The organism is Brevundimonas sp. AVps31 (assembly GCF_058681355.1).
Window position 1 is genome coordinate 606,364 of the sequence record NZ_CM178736.1, and the last position, 20,406, is coordinate 626,769.

A 20,406-nucleotide genomic window follows, 5' to 3' on the forward strand; every position below is an offset into this window, starting at 1 on the left:
CGACAATGAACATCTCACGCTTCTTTATCGACAGGCCGATCTTCGCGGCCGTGATCGCGGTGTTCATCACCCTCGTCGGTGTCTTCGCCTATCCGCTGCTGCCCCTGTCGCAGTATCCGGAGATCGCGCCGCCGACGATCACCATCAACACCGCCTATCCGGGCGCCTCGGCCGAGACAGTGGCGGAGACCGTCTCCGCGCCGATCGAGCAGGAGGTCAACGGCGTCGAGGGCATGCTGTACCTGTCGTCCTCGTCCACATCGGACGGGACGGTGGCGATCACCGTGACCTTCAACCCCGGCACCGACCTGGATGCGGCACAGGTTCTGGTTCAGAACCGCGTGGCTTTGGCCGAGCCCAAACTGCCCGCACAGGTGCGCCAGATCGGCGTGACCGTGAACAAGCAGGAGTCGGGCTTCCTGATGATCCTGGGGCTGACGTCCCCCGACAAGTCGCTGGATAACGACTACGTCGGCAACTACGCCAACTCGACGCTGCGGGACCGCCTGCTGCGCATCGAAGGCGTGGGGAACGTCAGCATCTTCGGTGGCGGCAACTATTCGATGCGGATCTGGATCGATCCGGCCAAGGCCGCCGCGCGCGGCCTGACCGGCCCGGACATCGTCGCCGCCCTGCAGGCCCAGAACGTGCAGGCCGCCGCCGGCTCCATCGGCCAGCCTCCCTTCCCCACCAATGCCGCGGCCTTCCAGCTGCCGGTGCAGGTGCAGGGCCGTCTGTCGAGCCCGGACGAGTTCTCCAACATCGTCATCAAGACCGACGCCGAAGGCCGCGTGACGCGCATCCGCGACGTCGCCCGGGTTCAGCTTGGGGCGCAGGACTACGGCATCAAGGGCTTCTTCGACGGCCAGCAGGGCGTCGGCATCGCCATCGTTCAGCAACCGGGCGCCAATGCGCTGGGCACCGCTGACCGGGTTATGGCGGAAGTCGAGGCGGTGAAGGCCGAACTGCCGCAAGGCATGGACGTCTCCATCGCCTACAACCCGACGGAGTTCGTCGCGGCCTCGGTCGAGTCCGTGCAGCACACCCTGTTCGAAGCCGTCATCCTGGTCGTGCTGGTCGTGCTGGTCTTCCTGCAGACCTGGCGGGCGGCGATCATCCCGATCGTGGCCATCCCCGTGGCGCTGGTGGCGACCTTCGCCGTCCAGCTGATGCTGGGCTATTCGATCAACTCGCTGAGCCTGTTCGCCCTCGTCCTCGCGGTCGGCATCGTCGTCGATGACGCCATTGTCGTGGTCGAGAACGTGGAGCGCTACATCCGCGAGGGTCTGACCCCCAAGGAAGCCGCCTATCGTTCCATGGAGGAGGTGTCGGGCGCGCTGATCTCGATCGGCCTGGTGCTGGTCTCGGTGTTCGTGCCGACGATGTTCGTGCCGGGTATTCCGGGCATCTTCTATCGCGAGTTCGCCATCGTAATCACCACGGCGTCGGTGACGTCGCTGCTGGTGTCGCTGACGCTGTCGCCGGCCATGGCCGCGCTGTTGCTGAAGCCGCACAAGGAGCACGACCACAGGCGCAAGCCCGGTCTGCTGGGCGGCATCTCCTATTACGTCGGCTACGGCGGGCGGAAGTTCAACGAAGGCTTCGACTGGCTGTCGGACAAGTATGGCCGCCTGACCGCTCGCCTCGTGCGGACCGTCGGCATCGTGCTGATCATTTACGTCGCCCTGCTGGGCCTGACCGGCTGGCGCCTGATGGACACCCCGTCCGGCTTCATTCCGGAGCAGGATCAGGGCTTCCTGATCGGCGTCGTGCAACTGCCGCCGGGCTCCTCGCTGGAGCGGACCGAGGCCGTGATGACCCGCGCGTCGGAGATCATCAAGTCGACCGAGGGCGTCGAGGGCATGGTCGCCTTCGCCGGTCTGGACGGCACCAGCTTCTCGTTCGGCTCCAATGCGGCGACCATCTTCATCCGTCTGGACGCCTTCAAGGAACGCAAGTCGGCGGAGCAAAGCGCGGCCGCCCTGGCCGGGGCCATCACCGGCGCCACCATGGGCATCGAGGACGCGCAGATCTTCGTCATCGCCCCGCCCGCGGTTCAGGGTCTGGGCAACGGCAACGGCTTCCAGATGATGGTTCAGGACCGGACGGGCGCAGGCTATCGCGCGCTGGAAGGCTCCACCTTCGCCATGATGGGCGCGGCCGCACAGGCTCCGGATCAGGTGCAGCAGGTCTTCTCGACCTACAACACGGGCTCGCCCCGCATCGCCGCCGACGTCGATCGTGACAAGGCGCTGATGATGGGCGTGCAGCCTTCGGCGGTGTTCGACACCTTGGGCGTCTATCTGGGCTCGTCCTACGTCAACGACTTCAACTATCTGGGCCGCACCTTCCGGGTGACGGCGCAGGCGGAGCCGACGTCGCGGGACGACATCGCCGACATCGCCAACCTGCAGACCCGTTCCGCGACCGGCGCCATGGTGCCGATCGGATCGGTGGCCAACCTGCGCGAGGACTCCGGTCCGGCGCGGATCGTCCGCTACAATCTGTTCCCGGCGGCCGAGCTGCAGGGTCAGGCGGCGGCGGGCGTGTCGTCCGGTCAGGCCATCACCGAGATGGAGAAACTGGCCGAAGCCACCCTGCCGGAAGGCTTCTCGTACGAGTGGACCGGTCTGGCCTTCCAGGAGAAGCAGGCCTCGGGCGGCGCGACCATGATCTTCATGATGGCCGTGGTGTTCGTCTTCCTGGTGCTGGCCGCACAGTATGAGGCCTTCACCCTGCCGATGGCGGTCGTGCTCATCGTTCCGATGTGTCTTCTGGCCGCGATCCTGGGGGTCAACCTGCGGGGTCTGGACAACAACATCCTGGTCCAGATCGGACTTGTGGTGCTGATCGCCCTGGCCGCGAAGAACGCCATTCTGATCGTGGAGTTCGCCAAACAGGCCGAGGACGAAGGCCTGAACCGCTGGGATGCCGCCGTGCGTGCCGCCCAGACCCGTCTGCGCCCGATCCTGATGACCTCGTTCGCCTTCATCTTCGGCGTCGTGCCGCTGATGCTGGCCACGGGTCCGGGCGCGGAGATGCGTCAATCGCTGGGCACCGCCGTCTTCTCCGGCATGCTGGGCGTGACCTTCTTCGGTCTGATCTTCACCCCGGTCTTCTATGTGGTGATGCGCTGGGTGTCCTCGAAGCTGCCCGGCACGCCGCAGAAGCCGCGGGAAATCCCCACCACCGGCGGCCTGCCGCCGCACGACGCGGACGCCGCTCCGGCCCGCTCGGGAGACGCCTGATGACCCTTCAACCCTCTCTCCGGTTCCTGACCGCAACCGCCGGGGCCAGCTTCCTGCTGGCGTCGTGCGCGGTCGGGCCGAAGGCGCCTGACGCTACCCTTCCCCCCTCAGCGTCGGGCGCCTTCATCGGGGCCGCCTCACCGGCGGTCTCGACCTCTTCGGCTCGTGACGACTGGTGGCGGCTGTACAATGACCCGGTCCTCGATGACCTGGTCGGTGAAGCCCTCGTCAACAACAACGAGCTCGAGGCCGCCGCCGCCAACCTGCGTCGCGTCCGCGCGGCGTTGGGCGAGGCGCGCGTCGGCCGCCTCCCCGGCACCACGGCCTCGGCGAGCTACAACAACGGCCGGCCGTCGGCCGCCACCCTGCCCGCCGGCTCGCTGCCGGCCGGTCAGGAGGCGCCGGAGTCCGACACCTATGACGCGGGGCTGGACGTCTCCTATGAGATCGACCTGTTCGGTCGCGTCGAGTCGACCATCCGCGCCGCGCGCGCGGACGCCGCCGCCGCCGAGGCCGCCCTGGACATCGTCCGGGTCACGGTCGCGGCGGAGACGGCCCGCGCCTATGCCGACGCCTGCTCGGGCAACGCCCAGATCGCGGTGGCCGAGCGCACCATCGAGCTGCAGGCCAATACCGTCGGCCTGACCCAACGTCTGCTCGACGCCGGTTCGGGCAATGGACTGGACGTGGCGCGCGCCCGTTCGGCGCTGGAGTCGACCCGTTCGACCCTGCCGCCGCTGCGGGCCCAGCGTGACGGCGCCCTGTTCCGTCTCGCCACCCTGACCGGCCGCACCCCGGCCGAGACCAGCGCGGCGGCGCGCGCCTGCGCCACCCCGCCGCAACTGGCCCAGCCGATCCCGGTCGGCGACGGCGCGGCCCTGCTGGCGCGTCGTCCTGACATCCGTCAGGCGGAACGCAACCTGGCCGCCGCGGCGGCGCGGGTGAACGTGGCCACGGCCGACCTCTTCCCGCGCATCACCCTCGGCGGTTCCGCCGGGGCCACGGCGCTGGACGCGAGCGGTCTGGGCGACAGCGAGAATTTCCGCTTCTCGGTGGGTCCGCTGATCAGCTGGTCCTTCCCCAATGTGTTCGCGGCGCGGGCCCGGATCGAACAGGCCTCGGCCGGTTCGGACCAGGCGCTGGCCACCTTCGACCAGACGGTTCTGGTGGCGCTGCAGGAGACGGAAACGGCTCTCGCCAACTACGCCAATGAGCTGGACCGCCGCGCGGCCCTGCAGTCGGCGCGGGATCAGGCCGCCAACGCCGCCCGCCTGTCACGCCTGCGCTTCGACGCCGGCGCCGACAGCTTCCTGACGGTTCTGGACTCGGAGCGGACCCTGGCCGCCGCCGACGCCCAGCTGGCGTCCTCAAGCGCGCTGGTCACCACCTACCAGATCGCCCTGTTCAAGGCGCTGGCCGGCGGATGGGCCAACGAGGGCTGAGAATTCGCCGACTGAACCGCCGGGGAATTCGAAGACGAAAATTCCGGGAATTCGAAGACTGAAAAGTGGGAAAGGGGAGACTTGAGAGAGTCTCCCCTTTTTCATGCGCCGCTACAGCCCCCTCAGGTCCCGGCCCTGAACATCGCCGATCCCGCCATCTGCGCGAACAAGGTGGCGAAGTCCGGCGCGTCGCCGGTCTGGAGCCGAAGGCTGGTGAGGAAGCCGTCCCAGTAGAGGGCCACAACCAGCGGTCCGCGCCCCAACAGGCTCAGGGCCTCCAGCGGAGACTCCACGGTCCGCGTCCGCTGCAACCCGAGTGCGATCAGGCTGGATTCGATCCGGGTGAACCGACCCCCGTCGTCGTCATCGGGGAAGTCGATGATGTCGCCGGCCTGAACCAGCTGGATGCGGATGGGGGCGGCGCTCATGCCGAAAGGCTAACCCGTCGCCGCCCTCCGGCACAGACCCCTAGGCCCGCTTCGCCTTCGCCGCCGCGGCCTCCTCGCGAGGCAGCACATGACGGAAGTGAGTGACCGCCACCGGCCAGGTCTCCAGCAGGCGGCGGGCCAGCGGGGAGCCGGTCTCCACGGCGTGGCGGGTCACCAGTTCGTGCAGGCGCTGGCCCGCCTCTCCCATGACCACGCCGGCGATCACCGAGGCGCTGTTGAAGCGATCGGAGGCCGTGCCTTCGGGGTCGTGGATGAAGGCCTCGCCGCCGCTCATGCCGGCGCCGAAATTCCAGCCGGTCGAGCCCAGCACGACGACGGCGCCGCCGGTCATGTATTCGCAGCCGTGGGCGCCGACGCCCTCGACCACCGCCGTGGCGCCCGAGTTGCGGACCGCGAACCGCTCGCCCGCCGCGCCCGCCGCGAACAGCTTGCCGCTGGTGGCGCCGTACAGACAGGTATTGCCGATGACCGCCGCGCCCGCCGCCCATGACGGCGGGCGGACGATGATCTCGGCGCCCGACAGGCCCTTGCCGACATAGTCGTTGGCCTCGCCGTCCAGAATGATGCGCAGGCCCTTCATGCCCCAGGCCGCCAGCGACTGCCCGGCCGCGCCGCGCAGGTTCAGGGTCAGGTGGCCGTCCGGCAGGTCCGAGCCGTATTTGCGCACGATGTGCGAGGACAGGCGCGTGCCGATGGTGCGCTGGGTGTTGGCCACCGAATAGGTCAGCTGCATCTTCTCGCGGCGCTCGAGGAAGGGCTCGGCGTCCAGCACGATGCGGGCGTCCAGCGCGTCGGGCACCGGATTGCGCAGGGCGTCCGCCGCCTGACGCGCATCGCCCTCGCCCACCCGCACCAGCAGGGGGTTGAGGTCGAGATCGTCCAGATGCTCGCTGCCGCGCGAAATCTGCTTCAGCAGATCAGTACGACCCACCGCCTCGTCCAGCGAGCGCAGCCCCAGCGAGGCCAGAACCTCACGCGTCTCCTCGGCGATGAAGCTGAACAGGTTGACCACCTTGTCCGCCGTGCCGGTGAACATGGCGCGCAGGCGTGGGTCCTGAACGCAGACGCCGACGGGGCAGGTGTTGGAATGGCACTGCCGCACCATCAGACAGCCGACCGCGATCAGGGACGCGGTGCCGATGCCGTATTCCTCGGCGCCCAGCATGGCGGCGACGACCACGTCGCGCCCGGTCTTGATGCCGCCGTCGGTGCGCAGCTTCACATGGCCGCGCAGGCCGTTGAGGCTCAGCACCTGATGGGCCTCGGACAGGCCCAGCTCCCACGGCATGCCCGCGTGCTTGATCGAGCCCATGGCCGAGGCGCCGGTGCCGCCGTTGTGGCCCGCCACCAGGATGATGTCGGCCTTGGCCTTGGCCACGCCCGCGGCGACCGCGCCGATGCCGGACTGGGCCACCAGCTTGACCGTAACCCGGGCGACCGGATTGATCTGCTTCAGATCGTAGATGAGCTGGGCCAGATCCTCGATCGAATAGATGTCGTGGTGCGGCGGCGGTGATATGAGCCCGACGCCCGGCGTCGAGTGCCGCATGCGGGCGATGAACTCCGTCACCTTGAAGCCGGGCAGTTGGCCGCCCTCGCCGGGCTTGGCGCCCTGGGCCACCTTGATCTCGATCTCGCGGCACTGGTTCAGGTATTCGGCGGTGACCCCGAAGCGGCCCGAGGCGATCTGCTTGACCGCCGAGTTCGGATTGTCGCCGTTCGGACGCGGGTGATAGCGCTCCGGATCCTCGCCGCCCTCGCCCGAGACAGAGCGCGCGCCGATGCGGTTCATGGCGATGTTCAGGGTCTCGTGCGCCTCAGGCGACAGGGCGCCCAGGGACATGCCTGGGGTGACGAAGCGCTTGCGGATTTCGTTGACGCTCTCGACCTCCTCGACCGGGATCGGCAGGGCCTCGCGGAAGTCCAGCAGGTCGCGCAAGGCCGTAGCGGGCAGCTCACGCGCCCGGCGGCTGTAGGCTTTGAACCGCTTGTAGTCGCCGCGCGTAGTGGCGTCCTGCAGACGGTGGATCATCTCCGCGTCCCAGGCGTGGGTCTCCTCACCGGCGCGGATGCGGTGAGCGCCGCCGATGCGCAGGCGGGCCCGTTCGGTTGAAAACCCGCGCGCGGCCTTGGTCACCGAGGTCTGCTGGATGCCCGCCAGACCGACGCCGGAGATGCGCGAGGTCATCCCCGGGAAGAACTCGGCCACCAGCGCGCGGGACAGGCCCAGAGCCTCGAACTCGCAGGCGCCGCGATAGGCCGAGATGACCGAGATGCCCTTCTTGGCGAGGATCTTCATCAGCCCCGCCTCGACCGCCGCCCGATGGTTCAGACAGGCGTCGCGCAGGGACAGGCCCGGATAGCGACCACTCTCCAGACGCTCGAGGAAGGTCTCCTGGGCCAGCCAGGCGTTGACCGCCGTCGCCCCGCAGCCGACCAGCACCGCGAAGGCGTGGGCGTCGATCGCCTCGGCCGAGCGGACGACCAGCGAGCAGAAGGTGCGCAGGCCCGCGTCGATCAGGCGGCCATGCACCGCCGCCGTCGCCAGGATCATCGGAATGAGCGGCCGATCCTCGCCTGCCCGTTCATCGGTCAGGACGATCAGGCCCGCATTGCCGCGCGCCGCCGCCACCGCCTCGTCGCGGATGCGATCCAGCGCGGCGCGCAGGGCGTCGCCCTGCCGTTCGCCCTCGGCGGGCGCGGGGAAGGTGCAGTCGATGACCGTGGTCGACCCCGCGCCGACCACGTCCAGCATCCGTTCGTACATCCCCGTGGTCAGGACCGGGCTGTCCAGCACGAAGACCTGGGTCTGGGTCTCGTCTTGGGCCAGGATGTTGCCGAGGTTCTTGAACCGGGTCCGCAGGCTCATGGCCCCGGCTTCCCGCAAGGAGTCGATCGGCGGGTTGGTGACCTGGGCGAAGGCCTGGCGGAAGTAGTGGGCGAAGGGTCGCGTTTGTGCGGACAGGACCGCGGGCGGGGCGTCGTCGCCCATGCTGCCGACCGCCTCCTTGCCGTCGCCCGCCATCGGGTCGAGCAGGGATTCGATGTCTTCCTGGGTCCAGCCGACCGCGGCCTGGAAGCGGGTCAGGGCCTCGCCCTCCAGCTTGCGCGGCTCCTCACCGGGGCCGACCAGCGGCTCCAGCTCGACCATGTTGGACAGCCACTCCCGGTAGGGGTGTTTGGCCGCCAGACGGTCGATGGTCTGGGTCTCGTCGAACAGCTGACCGGCTTCCAGATCGACCGCGATCATACGGCCGCCGCCGATGTGCAGGCGACGCGCGATCCGCTCGTCCGGCACGCCGGCCATGCCGGCTTCCGAGCCGCAGATCAGCAGGCCATCGACGGTCTCGGCCACCCGCAGGGGACGCAGGCCGTTGCGGTCCTTGCCCGCCACGACCCAGCGGCCGTCGGTGGCGCAGATCGCCGCCGGGCCGTCCCACGGCTCCATCACGGAATTGCAGTAGGCGTACAGCGCGCGGTGATCGTCTGAAATGACGCCCTCGATGGGCGCCTCGGGAATCAGCAAGGCCTTGACCATGGGCGCGGGGCGCCCGGCGCGGACCAGCACCTCGAACACATTGTCCAGCGCGGCGGAGTCCGAGCCGCCCGGCTGGATCACCGGCTTGACCGTCGACTCATCGCCCTTGAAGGCGTCAGCGGTCATGCGGATTTCGTGGCTGCGCATCCAGTTGGCGTTGCCGCGCAGGGTGTTGATCTCGCCGTTGTGGGCCAGCATCCGGAACGGCTGGGCCAGCCGCCATTCCGGGAAGGTGTTGGTCGAGTAGCGCTGGTGAAACAGGGCGACATTGGCCTCGACCCGCGGATCGGTCAGGTCCGGGTAGAAGTCGCCCAGCGCCTCGGCCAGCATCATGCCCTTGTAGATCACCGACCGGGCCGACAGGGAGCAGATGTAGAAATGCTGCAGCCCCGCCGCGGTGGCGCGGGCCTCGATCCGGCGGCGCAGCAGATACAGGGCGCGCTCCAGATCCTCGCCGTCCAGCCCGTCCGGCGCGGCCAGCATGATCTGTTCGATCTCGGGGCGGGTGGCGGCGGCGCGCTGGCCCAGGACCCCGGCGCGGTGCGGCACCTGACGCCAGCCGTACAGCCAGAAGCCGGCGGCCATGACCTCTCGCTCGACGATGGTGCGCGCCTGCTCCTGCGCGCCCAGATCGACGCGCGGCAGGAAGATCATGCCGACGGCGATGGGACCCGGGCGAGGCTCGTGGCCCGCGTCGCGGACCTGGGCCTCGAAAAAGGCGCGCGGCAGGCCGATCAGGATGCCCGCCCCGTCGCCCGACTTGCCGTCGGCGTCCACGGCGCCCCGGTGCCAGATGGCCGACAGGGCCTTCAGCGCCAGATCGACCACCTCGCGACGCGGCTTGCCGTCGATGGCCGCGACCAGACCGACGCCGCAGGCGTCGCGCTCGGACGCCGGGTCATAGGCGTGGGCGTCGATCAGCTTCTGCCGGTCGGCTTCGTATTGAACAGGATCAAAGGTCATGCCGCGGCCCTCCGGCGGCTCATCAGCCAGCTGTCGATTTCAGCGGCGGCGTCCTGACCGTCGCGGACGGCCCAGACCACCAGCGAGGCCCCGCGCACGATGTCGCCGGCGGCGAACACGCCCTCCAGCGTCGTCGCCTTGGTGCGGCCCGCGGTGCGGATGGTGCGCCAGTCGGTCAGGGCCAGATCGGGCTCCTGGAACAGGGCGGGCATGTTTTCCGGCTCGAAACCCAAGGCCTCGATCACCAGATCGGCGGCGACGTCGAACTCCCCGCCGGGCACAGGCTCGACCGACCAGCGGCCGTCGGCGGACTGGGCCGCCAGCGCCATCCGCTGCGCGCGCACGCCGGTGACGCCCGAGGCGCCGCCCAGCACGGCGCGGGGGGCGGCCAGCCATTCGAAGACCACGCCCTCCTCCTCCGCATTGGCGGTTTCGCGCGCGCTGCCCGGCATATTCTCGCGGTCGCGGCGGTACAGGCAGGTGACCGAGGTCGCCCCCTGCCGGATGGCGGTGCGCAGGCAATCCATGGCGGTGTCGCCGCCGCCGATGACCACCACCCGCTTGCCCGCGGCGTTCAGCGCACCCCCATCATAGGCCGGCACGGCGTCGCCGAAGCTCTTGCGGTTGGAGGCGATCAGATAGTCCAGCGCCGCGACGACCCCGTCGGAGCCGCAGCCCGGCGCGGTCAGGCGGCGCGCCTGATAGACGCCCGTGGCGACCAGCACGGCGTCGTGGGCCGCGCGCACCTCGGCGAAGGGCAGGTCGCCGCCGACATCGGCGCCCAGCCGGAACTCGACCCCGCCGTCGATCAGGCGGTCCACGCGACGGCCGACGACGTGCTTCTCCAGCTTGAAGCCGGGGATGCCGTAGGTCAGCAGCCCGCCCGCGCGATCGTGCCGATCATAGACGGTGACCGCATAGCCCGCGCTGCGCAGCCGGTCCGCCGCCGCCATGCCCGCCGGACCCGCACCGATGATGCCCACCGACTGACCTTTTTCGGCGCGGGGCCGGATTGGATCGACCCAGCCGTTTTCAAACGCCATGTCGCCCAGCCAGCGCTCCACCGAGCCGATGGTGACCGTCTCCCAACCCGACTGTTCCAGGGTGCAGGCGCCCTCGCACAGGCGGTCCTGCGGACAGATGCGGCCGCAGATTTCGGGCATGGTCGAGGTGGCCTCGGACTGACGCCACGCCTCCTCGGCGCGCCCCTCGGCGGCCAGCTTCAGCCAGTCGGGAATGTTGTTCTCAAGCGGACAGCCGGACTGACAGAAGGGCACGCCGCACTGGGCGCAACGGCTGGCCTGCGTCTTGCCGGCGGCGGGCGCGAACTCGGCGTATATCTCGGCGTGATTATGCACACGGTCGGCGGCCGGCGCCTTGGCCGGGCCCGTTCTCGGGACAACAACGAAAGTCTGGTTCACGGACGCCAAGGCAAGCCCTCTTCGCAAGTGCACAAGTTGTAGGGGCTTTGATCAGGCTAGGCAATTTCTATGCTGTCCGTGCACAGAAAGACTGCTCTCCAGAAAAGGCAGACCGGCAAAACCCGACAACGAGGCAAGGTCTTGCCGGCCATGGCCGGGCGGAAGGGCGCCCGGATCGGTCTAGAAGGTATATTTGATGCTGGCGACGAAGCGGTCGTCGCTCAGCGGGGTGTCCACGTCGGTGTCGTGATAGCGACCATCCAGGCTGATCTTGTCGGTCAGCGCATAGGCCACGCCCGCGTTCCAGGTGGTGTAGTCAAGGCCGTCGAAGTCCTGATTGCCGACGGCGGCCGTGGCCGTGAACTTGTCGGCAAAAGCCCAGGCGGCGTTGGCTTCCACATAGGTCGCGTCGTCGATCGCACCCGAATAGTCGGGGGTGTAATAGACGGCCGCGCCGAGGGTGACCGGGCCGAAGGCGCGCGAGGCGGCGGCCTTGAACTCCACGAAATTGTAATCCGCGCCCGAGGGCTCATTGACGTAAAGATAGCCGATGACGCCGAAGTCGAGGGCGAAGCCGGCCGCCTCAGTGCGATAGCCGCCGTAGACATCCACTTCGGCGTCGGTGTCATCGAAGAAGTCCACGTTCGAGGCCCAGGCGCCGGCGTAGAAGCCGGACTCGAAGGTGACGTCGACGCCGCCCTGGATCGCGGGGCTCTCGTCCGTCTGGCTGAGGCCGCGGAACACGTAGTCCGAGGTGGCGGCGATGTTGAAGCTGAAATCCTGGGCGCTGGCGGCCGAGGCCGAGGCGGCGGCGATCAGGGCGACGGCGGCAGCCGCGGCGTAAGAGGCGAGTTTCATATCTGTGGTCCCCAATGTTCTGTCGATGGTCGGCACGCGAACGCTTACTGGGGCCGGGGCGGGAGGAGAGAGCTCCCGCCCCGACAGGAGGTCAGGCGGACTCCAGCGCCTCGCCGTGGAGGTGGGTGTCCAGCCCTTCTTCTTCCGCCGCCGGGCTGACGCGCAGGCCGGTGGTGAACTTGCAGATGATCAGGATGATCAGGGTGCCGACCGCGCTGTAGGCGATGGTCCAGCCCAGACCGATCAGCTGGGTCATGACGTTGGCGCCCTCACCCAGGCTGTTGATCGCGGTGGAGGCGAAGACCCCGGTCAGCAGGGCGCCCAGCAGACCGCCCGCGCCGTGGATGCCGAAGGCGTCCAGCGAGTCGTCGTAGCGGAGCAGCTTCTTGATCCAGACCGACGAGGCGTAGCAGACCGGACCGGCGATCAGGCCGATGATCACCGCGCCCTTGGGATCCACGAAGCCGGCGGCCGGCGTGATGGCGACCAGACCGGCGACGATGCCGGACAGCACGCCGATCAGGGATGCCTTCTTCTTCTCGATCACCTCGATGATCTTCCAGGTGATGGACGCGGCGGCCGCGGCCAGGACGGTGTTGAGCAGGGCCACGCCCGCCAGGGCGTTGGCGCCGCCCGCCGAACCGGCGTTGAACCCGATCCAGCCGACCAGCAGCAGCGAGGCGCCGATCATGGTCAGCACCGGATTGTGCGCCGTGATGGCTTCCTTGCCATAGCCCTTGCGGGCGCCGAGGAAGATTGCGCAGACCAGACCGGCCACGCCCGAGTTGACGTGCACGACCGCGCCGCCGGCGAAGTCCAGCACCCCGGCCGAGCCGAGGAAGCCGCCACCCCAGACCCAGTGGGCGATGGGCGCATAGACCAGCAGCGACCAGAGCGCCGTGAACAGCAGCAGGCTGGTGTATTTCAGACGTTCCGCGAAGGCCCCGGTGACCAACGCCGGCGTGATGATCGCGAAGGTCATCTGGAACGACAGGAACAGGAACTCCGGAATGCCCGGAAGCAGGCTGTGCGCCGTCTCCATGCCCACGCCGTTCAGGAACATGGCGTCAAAGCTGCCGATGAACCTGTTCACCGTTTCAGCCGGATAGCCGGCGAGGTCGCCCGCCGACCCGAAGGCGATCGAATAGCCCGCCACGAACCACACCAGGGTGGCCACCCCGAAGACGCCGACCGACTGGGTGATGGTGGCGATGACGTTCTTGCGGCGAACCATGCCGCCATAGAAGAGCGCCAGCCCCGGAAGGGTCATAAGAAGGACCAGGGCGGTCGAGGTGGCCAGCCAGGCCGTCCCGGCGCCGTCCAGTTCAAGCGGAACCTGGTGGGCGAGAAGCGCCGGCGCCGCTGCGGGCGCGGCGCTGGCCGCCGTTGCGAATACTGTCGTCAAAAGTCCGAGTGCGAAACCCGAACAGCCGCGAAGTCGTGTCATCTCAATCCCCCAAAAGGACGCCGTTACGCATTAGCGAACTGTTTACCGCACCTGCGAAATGCGCAAGTGGACGGATGGAGATTCAAGAAACTTTGTTGCGCCAAGAGCGCACCTGACTCTCTGAAGCGCAATATTCTTTGTGCTATACCCGCTCTCAAAGCATGACCATGCCGCTGTAAAGCCAAGCTTGAGAATTCGCAGTCGCAACATTTTTGGGGGATTGACGAGCCTGTTTGCGTTCGGCACCGTAAGGACACTCATCAAGACCGGCTGAGGGATAGGCCCTTTGACGCCGGGGCAACCTTCCAGTGATCCACCCGATCATTGGAGATGGTGCCAACTCCTGCGGGGCGTCTTCGGAAGCCGCGAGAGATGAGTGAAGCGAGCGGACCCTTGCGGGTCCGGACGACTTCACGGGTCTTTTACGCAGAGGTTGGTTCGCCCCATCGGTTTCGCTGAGCGAGACCGGAGCGGACTGTGGCGTCCACCACCGAATGGATCATCGACGAAGCCCCCGGCCGTGATGTGGCCGCCGCGATTCCGGCCGGCTTCCGGTTGGCGTCGGGCGAGCGTCTGGCGGCGGAACGGATCGTCGGTCGCGTCCATGGTCCCGACGCGGGTCCGTTGGTGGTCGTCGCCGGCGGCATCTCCAGCGGCCGGTTCGCCGCCAGCTGGTGGTCCTGGGCCGTCCGTCACGGCGGCCCCGTTGACCTGAACCGCGTCCGCGTCCTGGCGCTTGATCTGTTGCCGGGCAAGACCGATCCGGCCGTCACCATCACCACCGGGGATCAGGCCCGCCTGCTGGCCGTGCTGCTGGACGCGCTGGACGAGCCGCGCATCGACGCCTTTGTCGGCGCTTCCTACGGCGGCTGCATCGGACTGGCCTTCGCCAGCGCCTTCCCCGAGCGGATCGGCGAACTGGTGGTCCTCTCCGCCGCCCACCGCGCCCATCCGGCGGCCACCGCCTGGCGCGGCGTCCAGCGCCGGGTGCTGGCCTTCGCCCGCGACTGCGGCCGGGAGGCTGAGGGCATCGCCCTGGCCCGCGAACTGGCCATGACCACCTACCGCACCGCCGACGAGTTCGACTGGCGCTTCGCCACCACCGCCCCGGATCAGGCGGGTGCCCCCTACCCGGTCTGCGACTATCTGATCGCACGCGGCGCCGGCTATGCCGAGGTCACCAGCGCCGACCGCTGGATCACCCTGTCGGACTCGCTCGACCGCCACGCGATCGCGCCAGAGGCGGTGCTCTGTCCCCTGACCCTGCTCGGCTTCACCAGTGACCGGCTGGTGCCCATCGAGGACCTGCGCGATCTGGCCGCCCGCGCGCCCGCCCTGCGCCAGTTCACCGAGGCCGGCTCAATCTTCGGCCACGACGCCTTCCTGAAGGAGCGCGAGGTCGTCGGCCGCACGCTCCACGACGCCCTGACACCCTTTTACGCCCGCCAGCCTGACGAGATCGCCGCATGACCTGTTCCAGCGAAGCCCACCCCTGTACCACCGCCGCCCGGCACGGCGTGAACAACGACCCCGCGCACGGGGCGGTGATGCCGCCGCTGTACCTGTCGTCGAACTACAGCTTCGACGGCCTCGATGGGAAACGGAAGTACGACTACACGCGCTCGGGCAATCCGACCCGCGACGTCTTGGGCGAGACCTTGGCCAAGCTGGAAGGCGGCGTCGGGGCGGTGGTGACCGCGACGGGCATGGCCGCCGTCGATCTGGCCCTGTTCTCGCTGGAGCCGGGCGACCTGCTGCTGGCGCCGCATGACCTGTACGGCGGCACCCATCGCCTGCTCTGCGCCCGCGCCCGCCGCAACCATTTCGACGTCCAGTTCGTCGACCAGAACGACCGCGCGGCGCTGGACGCCGCCTTCGCCCTGAACCCCAAGCTGATCCTGATCGAGACGCCGTCGAACCCGCTGATGCGCGTGGTCGATGTGGCCGACATCTGCGCCCGCGCCCATGCGGTCGGTTGCAAGGCGGCGGTGGACAACACCTTCCTGTCGCCCGCCCTGCAGAACCCGATCGAACTGGGCGCCGATCTGGTGATCCACTCGACCACGAAATACATCAACGGCCACTCCGACGTGGTCGGCGGCTGTGTGGTGGCCCGGGATCAGGCGGATCTGGAACAGCTGACCTGGTGGGCCAACTGCCTGGGCGTCACCGGCTCGCCCTTCGACGCCTATCTGACCCTGCGCGGCGTGCGCACCCTCTACGCCCGCATCGAACGCCAGCAGGCGACGGCGGGCCGTGTGGCCGAATGGCTGGACGCCCATCCGGCGGTCAAGCGCGTCAACTATCCGGGCCTGAAGAGCCATCCGGGTCACGAGATCGCCGCCCGCCAGCAGAAGGGCTTCGGCGCCATGCTGAGCTTCGAGCTGGCCGACATCGATGCGGTGCGGACCCTGGTCGATCAGCTGGAGGTCTTCACCCTGGCGGAGTCGCTGGGCGGGGTCGAAAGCCTGATCGCCCATCCGACCCTGATGACCCACGCGGCCATGACGCCGGAAGCGCGCGAGACCGCCGGCATCACCGACGGCCTGCTGCGCCTGTCCATCGGGCTGGAGCATCCGGACGACCTGCTGGCCGACCTGTCGACCGCGCTCGACGCCGTCGTCGCCGCCACGTCGCTGGAAGCCGAGGCCGCCTGACATGACCGCCGCCCTGTCGCCCCTGCCCCGCCCGGTCCCCGGCGCGGATGTGAGCCCTCATGCCCCGGATGAGCCCGTCGCCCTGCTGCAGCTCGACGCCGCCGACGTGGCCGACGCGGCCAGCGCGGTCTATCGCGAAATCCGGCGCGGGCGACGGGTCGTGGCCGTGGCGTCGGGCGGTTCGGACGCGGTCGCGCGGCTGGCCGGAGCGCTGGACGCCATCGGGGTGTCCGCCGCCCGCCCCGACCCGGGACAGGCCCTGCTGGAGGCGCCCGTCTCCATCGTCGCCGGACCTGAGGTCGCGATCCATCACCCCCGCATGGCGCCCGAGCATCCGCTGCGCGTGGCGCTGGCGGGATGCGGCGTGGTCGGCGGCGGGGTCCTGGCCCGGCTGCTGACGGATGACCGGTTCGCCGTGGTCGGCGTGCTGGTGCGCGATCCGTCCAAGCCCCGTGATCCGGCCGTGCCCGAGGGCCTGCTGCTGTCCGACCCCGCCGCCCTGCTGGCGCGCGAGCCGGACGTGCTGGTCGAAGCCATCTCCGATGCGTCCACCGGACTGGCCCTGATCCGCGCCGCCCTTTCGCGCGGCGTCGACGTGGTCAGCGCCAACAAACAGGCGGTCGGAAGCGACCTGGCCGCCCTGACCGCGCTGGCCGAGGCGCACGATGCGCGCCTGCTCTACTCCGCCAGCGTCGGCGGCGGCTCGCCCCTGATCGAGACCGTGCGCCGGGCCCGGGCCCATGGGGCGGTGGTGCGGATCGAGGCGGTCCTGAACGGCACCTGCAACTTCATCCTCAATCGGCTCGCCCGGGGTGCGCTCTTCGACGACGCCCTTATCGCCGCGCGCGAGGCGGGCTTCGCCGAGGAAGACCCGAGCGCCGACCTGTCGGGCTTCGACGCCGCGGCCAAGCTGGCCATCCTGGCGCATGAGGCGCTGGGCCGCGGGATGTCGCCCGAGCGCGTCGCGCGCGAAACCCTGTCCGCCGACGCGGCTGTCCTGTCCGGGCGCGTCCGCCAGCTTTCGCGACTGGACCTGCGGACGAACAGCGCCTCGGTGGCCTTGACCGCCGTCGACGGCGACGTCCTGTTCGCTGATCTGCCGGATGAGTGGAATGCGCTGCGCGTCACGACCGCCGACGGACGGGTCTTCACCGCACGGGGGCGCGGCGCCGGTCGGATCCCGACGACCGAGAGCGTGTGGGCCGACCTGACGGACCTGCTCGCCTGAAAAGAAAAGCCGCCGACCCGGGAGGGATCGGCGGCTGAGTGCGCTTCGGTTCAGGAGTGATCAGAAGCGATAGCGGGCGCCGACATAAATCTGGCGGCCGGTGTGGTGGTAGACCGAGGTGTTCTGGCGGTCCGCGCCGTCGCCGACGTACTGCTGGTTCTCCTCGTCCGTCAGGTTGAGGGCCTCCAGCGTCAGCTCCAGTTCGTCCGTCAGATTGTACGAGGCGGAGGCGTCCAGATTGAACGTGTCCATCTTGCCTTCGACAAAGTTGCCGTTCCGGCCCGGGACGTTCTGGATATAGCCTTCCCGGAAGGCGCCCGAGACGCGCGCCGAGAACCGGTCGTCCTCATAATAGAGGGTCGCGTTCCAGGATTCCGGCGACAGGCTGATCAGGTCCTGCGTCACGAAGCTCGTGCACAGGGCGTTGTTGCAGTAGTCGATCTCGGATTCGACGTGGGTGTAATTCATCTGCACGCCAAGGTTCTGGAGCGGACCCGGCAGGAAGGTGAAGGGCTGCTGGTAGCTGATCTCGAAGCCCTTCAGCGGGCCGCCCTCGGTGTTCACCGCGGCGGTCAGTTGGAAGATGGTCGAGGCCGAGCAGGTGCCCGTGCAGAAGCCCGGCGCGAACGCCGAGGGGTTAAGGGCGGTCAGGTCCGAATAGGCCAGATCCTGACGGACGATCTGGATGTAGGTGTCGATGTCCTTGTAGAAATACGAGAAGGACAGCAGGCTTTCCGGCGCGAAATACCATTCGACGCTGAAGTCGTAGGTCTTGGCCTGGAACGGCTCCAGCTTCACATTGCCGATCGAGGCCGTGTAGTTGGGGCCCGTCGCGGCCAGGGAGGTGGTCGGCACCAGATAGTTGGTCCCGGCCAGGGTGTTGCCGATCTGCGGACGCGCCATGACCGAGGCCGCGCCGAAGCGCAGGATCAGGTCGTCGACGGGCTCATAGCTGATGTTCAGCGACGGCAGGGTGTTGTCGTAGGTGTTCTCGCCGGTCACCAGCGTCCCCCCGCCGGTCGAGCTGTAACCCGTGGCGTTCAGAGTGGTGCTGACCTTGCGTACGCCCACATTGCCGCGGAACGGACGACCGAACAGGTCGGTGTCCCAGTCGGCCTGCAGATAGACCGCCAGATCATCCTCGGTGATCGACCGGTTGCCCCCGCGCGCATTGCCGTTCGTGATGCTGGTCAGGGTGAAGTCCCCACCCGCCACGCCGGTGTTGCAGCCGCAATAGATGTTGAACAGCGACGCAATGGCGTCGAGGTCCGGACGAACCCAGCTGGACGCCGTGCCGTTCGGGATCAGGTTGGAGCCGAAACCGGTCAGGACATTGGAGATGTCGGCGACGGTGACACCGGCCGGCAGCACGGGCACCACGGTCTCGTCAGCGCGCCGGAACTCGTACGAGTCCGAGGTGTATTTCTTCCAGTTCAGCCCCGCCTTGATGGTCAGCCAGTCGGTGGCTTCATAGGACAGGTCGCTCTGGAAGGACTCGAAGAGGGTGTCCACGCCGTTGGGACGAATGCGGATTTCCGAACGGGGCACCGACGCCGTCGAGGGGCGCCATTCCCAGTTGGCCGGGTTGGCGACATCGAAGCCGTAGTTGATCACCGGCGCATTCGGATTGCCGCGGAAGTCCCACGAATAGCCCTGGATGTTCGAGCGATCGAGGGTGACCGTGGTCTGGACCGGGTTCTCGAAATTCGACTCCGCGCGGCCGTAGTAGAAGCGGCCGTGCAGGCGATCGGTGAAGTCGTGTTCCCCCGTCACGCTGATCTGCAGGAAGTCGGTGGACAGCTCGTCGTAACGGCTCTCCGAGCGGACATCGACGTTGTCAAAGACGCCGTAGACAAGGCTGTTGTTCTCGACCGCGGCGTCGCGGACGATGACCTGGGTTTGGCCGCCCGCGGCCGCGTTACGGCTGAACGACAGCGCCTCCAGGAAGTCCTCCTGACGCGTGGCGTTGAGCGACGAGTACAGCACGTCCAGCGAAAGCAGGGTGGATTCGGCCGGGCGCCACTGGAAGGCGCCGGTCACGCCCAGACGGTCCTGCTCGTGGGTCAGACGACCATAGCGCGGCAGGCGCGGAATAAAGACGCCGGCCTGGTTGGCGGTGTTGTAGGCGTTGACGTTGGCGGCGGTATTGGTCGGACGCACGACGCCGGTGGCGCAGTTGGCGGCGCTGGTGCCGTTGGCGGTGCCTGACGGATTGACCGGGGTCACGCCGACCGGCGAACAGAAGCCCCCCGAGCTGTTGGTGCTGAGCGCCGGAGCCCAGCGGACCGAGCTGAAGCCCTCTTCCAGAAGGCTGCGTTCGCTGTAGGCGATCGAGATCAGGGCGCCGAACTGGTCGTTGTCGCCGAAGGTGTTGCTGAGCAGCAGGGCCAGGCGCGGATTGTAGGTTTCCGACAGGTCGTTGTAGCCGGCCTGGGCCGACAGGGCGGCGTTGAAGCCATCCTTGTAGTCGAACGGCCGCGAGGCCTGCAGGTCCACAGTGGCCCCCAGCGAGCCTTCCTCGGTCTCGGCCGCGGCGGTCTTGCGCACAGTGATCGAGTTGAAGAGCTCTGACGCGAAGACGTTGAAGTCGAAGCCCCGGCCGCGGTTGGCGCCGCCCGACGAATCCGTACCGCCGGCGGTGGCCTGCGCCTCCATGCCGTTGATCCGGGTGCGGGTGAAGTCGGCGCCCAGGCCGCGCACGGTGATCGAACGCCCTTCGCCCGCATCCCGGTCGATGGCGACGCCGGGAACGCGCTGGATGGATTCCGCCAGGTTCAGATCCGGAAAGTCCGCGATGTCCTCGGCAACGATGACATCGACCATGCTGGTTTCGCGACGCTTGGCGTCCAGTCCCGCGTTCAGGCTGGCGCGGAACCCGGTGACCACGACTTCATCAATCTCGGTGGCCTCTTGAGGTGCGGTTTGCGCGGCGGCGGCGCCGACACCCAGTGAAAGAGCGACGGCCAGACCGGACGCTCCGACAAACAGACGACGACGAAGGGCACGGGTCATCCCCGGCTGAATGGCTTGCAACATATGCTCCCTCCCATGGGCATACAGGACGCCGAGGTGACCCCGGTCTATCTGTTTTTGCGTTCCGGCATCGTAGGCCGTCCCGTTTGACACCGGTGTCATATTGAGGCGCAATGCGCTCT

11 protein-coding genes and 1 riboswitch are annotated in these 20,406 nt (G+C 68.4%); of the genes, 5 read left to right on the forward strand and 6 right to left on the reverse strand.

The window, feature by feature from the left end; translation table 11 throughout:
* Positions 1 to 5 precede the first annotated feature (5 nt).
* Both ACW174_RS02910 and ACW174_RS02915 read left to right on the forward strand, forming a co-directional pair.
* The gene (locus tag ACW174_RS02910) at positions 6 to 3,248 is read left to right on the forward strand and encodes an efflux RND transporter permease subunit (RefSeq protein WP_492016199.1); all 3,243 of its coding nucleotides are present in this window, start codon (positions 6 to 8) and stop codon (positions 3,246 to 3,248) included.
* The gene (locus ACW174_RS02915; protein WP_492016200.1) at positions 3,248 to 4,690 is read left to right on the forward strand and encodes an efflux transporter outer membrane subunit; all 1,443 of its coding nucleotides are present in this window, start codon (positions 3,248 to 3,250) and stop codon (positions 4,688 to 4,690) included. Before ACW174_RS02910 ends, ACW174_RS02915 begins: the two co-directional genes overlap by 1 nt.
* Before the next feature lie 122 nt (positions 4,691 to 4,812).
* Here ACW174_RS02915 and ACW174_RS02920 read toward each other — a convergent pair whose 3' ends face one another.
* The 5 genes from ACW174_RS02920 to ACW174_RS02940 all read right to left on the reverse strand — a co-directional run bounded on the left by ACW174_RS02920 (position 4,813) and on the right by ACW174_RS02940 (position 13,366).
* The gene (locus ACW174_RS02920) at positions 4,813 to 5,118 is read right to left on the reverse strand and encodes a hypothetical protein (RefSeq protein WP_492016201.1); all 306 of its coding nucleotides are present in this window, start codon (positions 5,116 to 5,118) and stop codon (positions 4,813 to 4,815) included.
* Between the two features lie 40 nt (positions 5,119 to 5,158).
* On the reverse strand, positions 5,159 to 9,640 hold the full coding sequence (gltB, locus tag ACW174_RS02925) for a glutamate synthase large subunit (protein ID WP_492016202.1): 4,482 nt from the start codon (positions 9,638 to 9,640) through the stop codon (positions 5,159 to 5,161).
* A complete protein-coding gene (locus ACW174_RS02930; RefSeq protein ID WP_492016203.1) occupies positions 9,637 to 11,070 on the reverse strand; it encodes an NAD(P)-dependent oxidoreductase in 1,434 nt (477 codons plus the stop codon). The genes gltB and ACW174_RS02930 overlap by 4 nt, the downstream gene beginning before the upstream one ends.
* Positions 11,071 to 11,241: 171 nt before the next feature.
* Positions 11,242 to 11,919: a TorF family putative porin gene (locus ACW174_RS02935; protein ID WP_492016204.1), complete on the reverse strand. Its 678-nt coding sequence runs from the start codon at positions 11,917 to 11,919 to the stop codon at positions 11,242 to 11,244.
* A 91-nt stretch (positions 11,920 to 12,010) separates the two neighbouring features.
* Complete coding sequence (locus ACW174_RS02940; RefSeq protein ID WP_492016205.1) at positions 12,011 to 13,366, reverse strand: ammonium transporter; 1,356 nt, start codon at positions 13,364 to 13,366, stop codon at positions 12,011 to 12,013.
* A gap of 254 nt (positions 13,367 to 13,620) precedes the next feature.
* Positions 13,621 to 13,745: riboswitch (SAM riboswitch) on the forward strand.
* A 98-nt stretch (positions 13,746 to 13,843) separates the two neighbouring features.
* On the opposite strand from ACW174_RS02940, the gene metX reads away from it, so the two are divergent.
* The 3 genes from metX to ACW174_RS02955 are packed head-to-tail and all read left to right on the forward strand — an operon-like array spanning position 13,844 to position 17,251.
* Positions 13,844 to 14,836 (forward strand): homoserine O-succinyltransferase MetX, encoded by a 993-nt coding sequence (metX, locus tag ACW174_RS02945; RefSeq protein WP_492016206.1) that lies wholly within the window; start codon positions 13,844 to 13,846, stop codon positions 14,834 to 14,836.
* The gene (metB, locus tag ACW174_RS02950; protein ID WP_492016207.1) at positions 14,833 to 16,023 is read left to right on the forward strand and encodes a cystathionine gamma-synthase; all 1,191 of its coding nucleotides are present in this window, start codon (positions 14,833 to 14,835) and stop codon (positions 16,021 to 16,023) included. The genes metX and metB overlap by 4 nt, the downstream gene beginning before the upstream one ends.
* Before the next feature lies 1 nt (position 16,024).
* Positions 16,025 to 17,251: a homoserine dehydrogenase gene (locus tag ACW174_RS02955; RefSeq protein ID WP_492016208.1), complete on the forward strand. Its 1,227-nt coding sequence runs from the start codon at positions 16,025 to 16,027 to the stop codon at positions 17,249 to 17,251.
* Between the two features lie 60 nt (positions 17,252 to 17,311).
* Here ACW174_RS02955 and ACW174_RS02960 read toward each other — a convergent pair whose 3' ends face one another.
* Entirely contained in the window at positions 17,312 to 20,263 is a 2,952-nt protein-coding gene (locus ACW174_RS02960; RefSeq protein ID WP_492016209.1) for a TonB-dependent receptor, read from the reverse strand.
* Between the last annotated feature and the right edge of the window lie 143 nt (positions 20,264 to 20,406).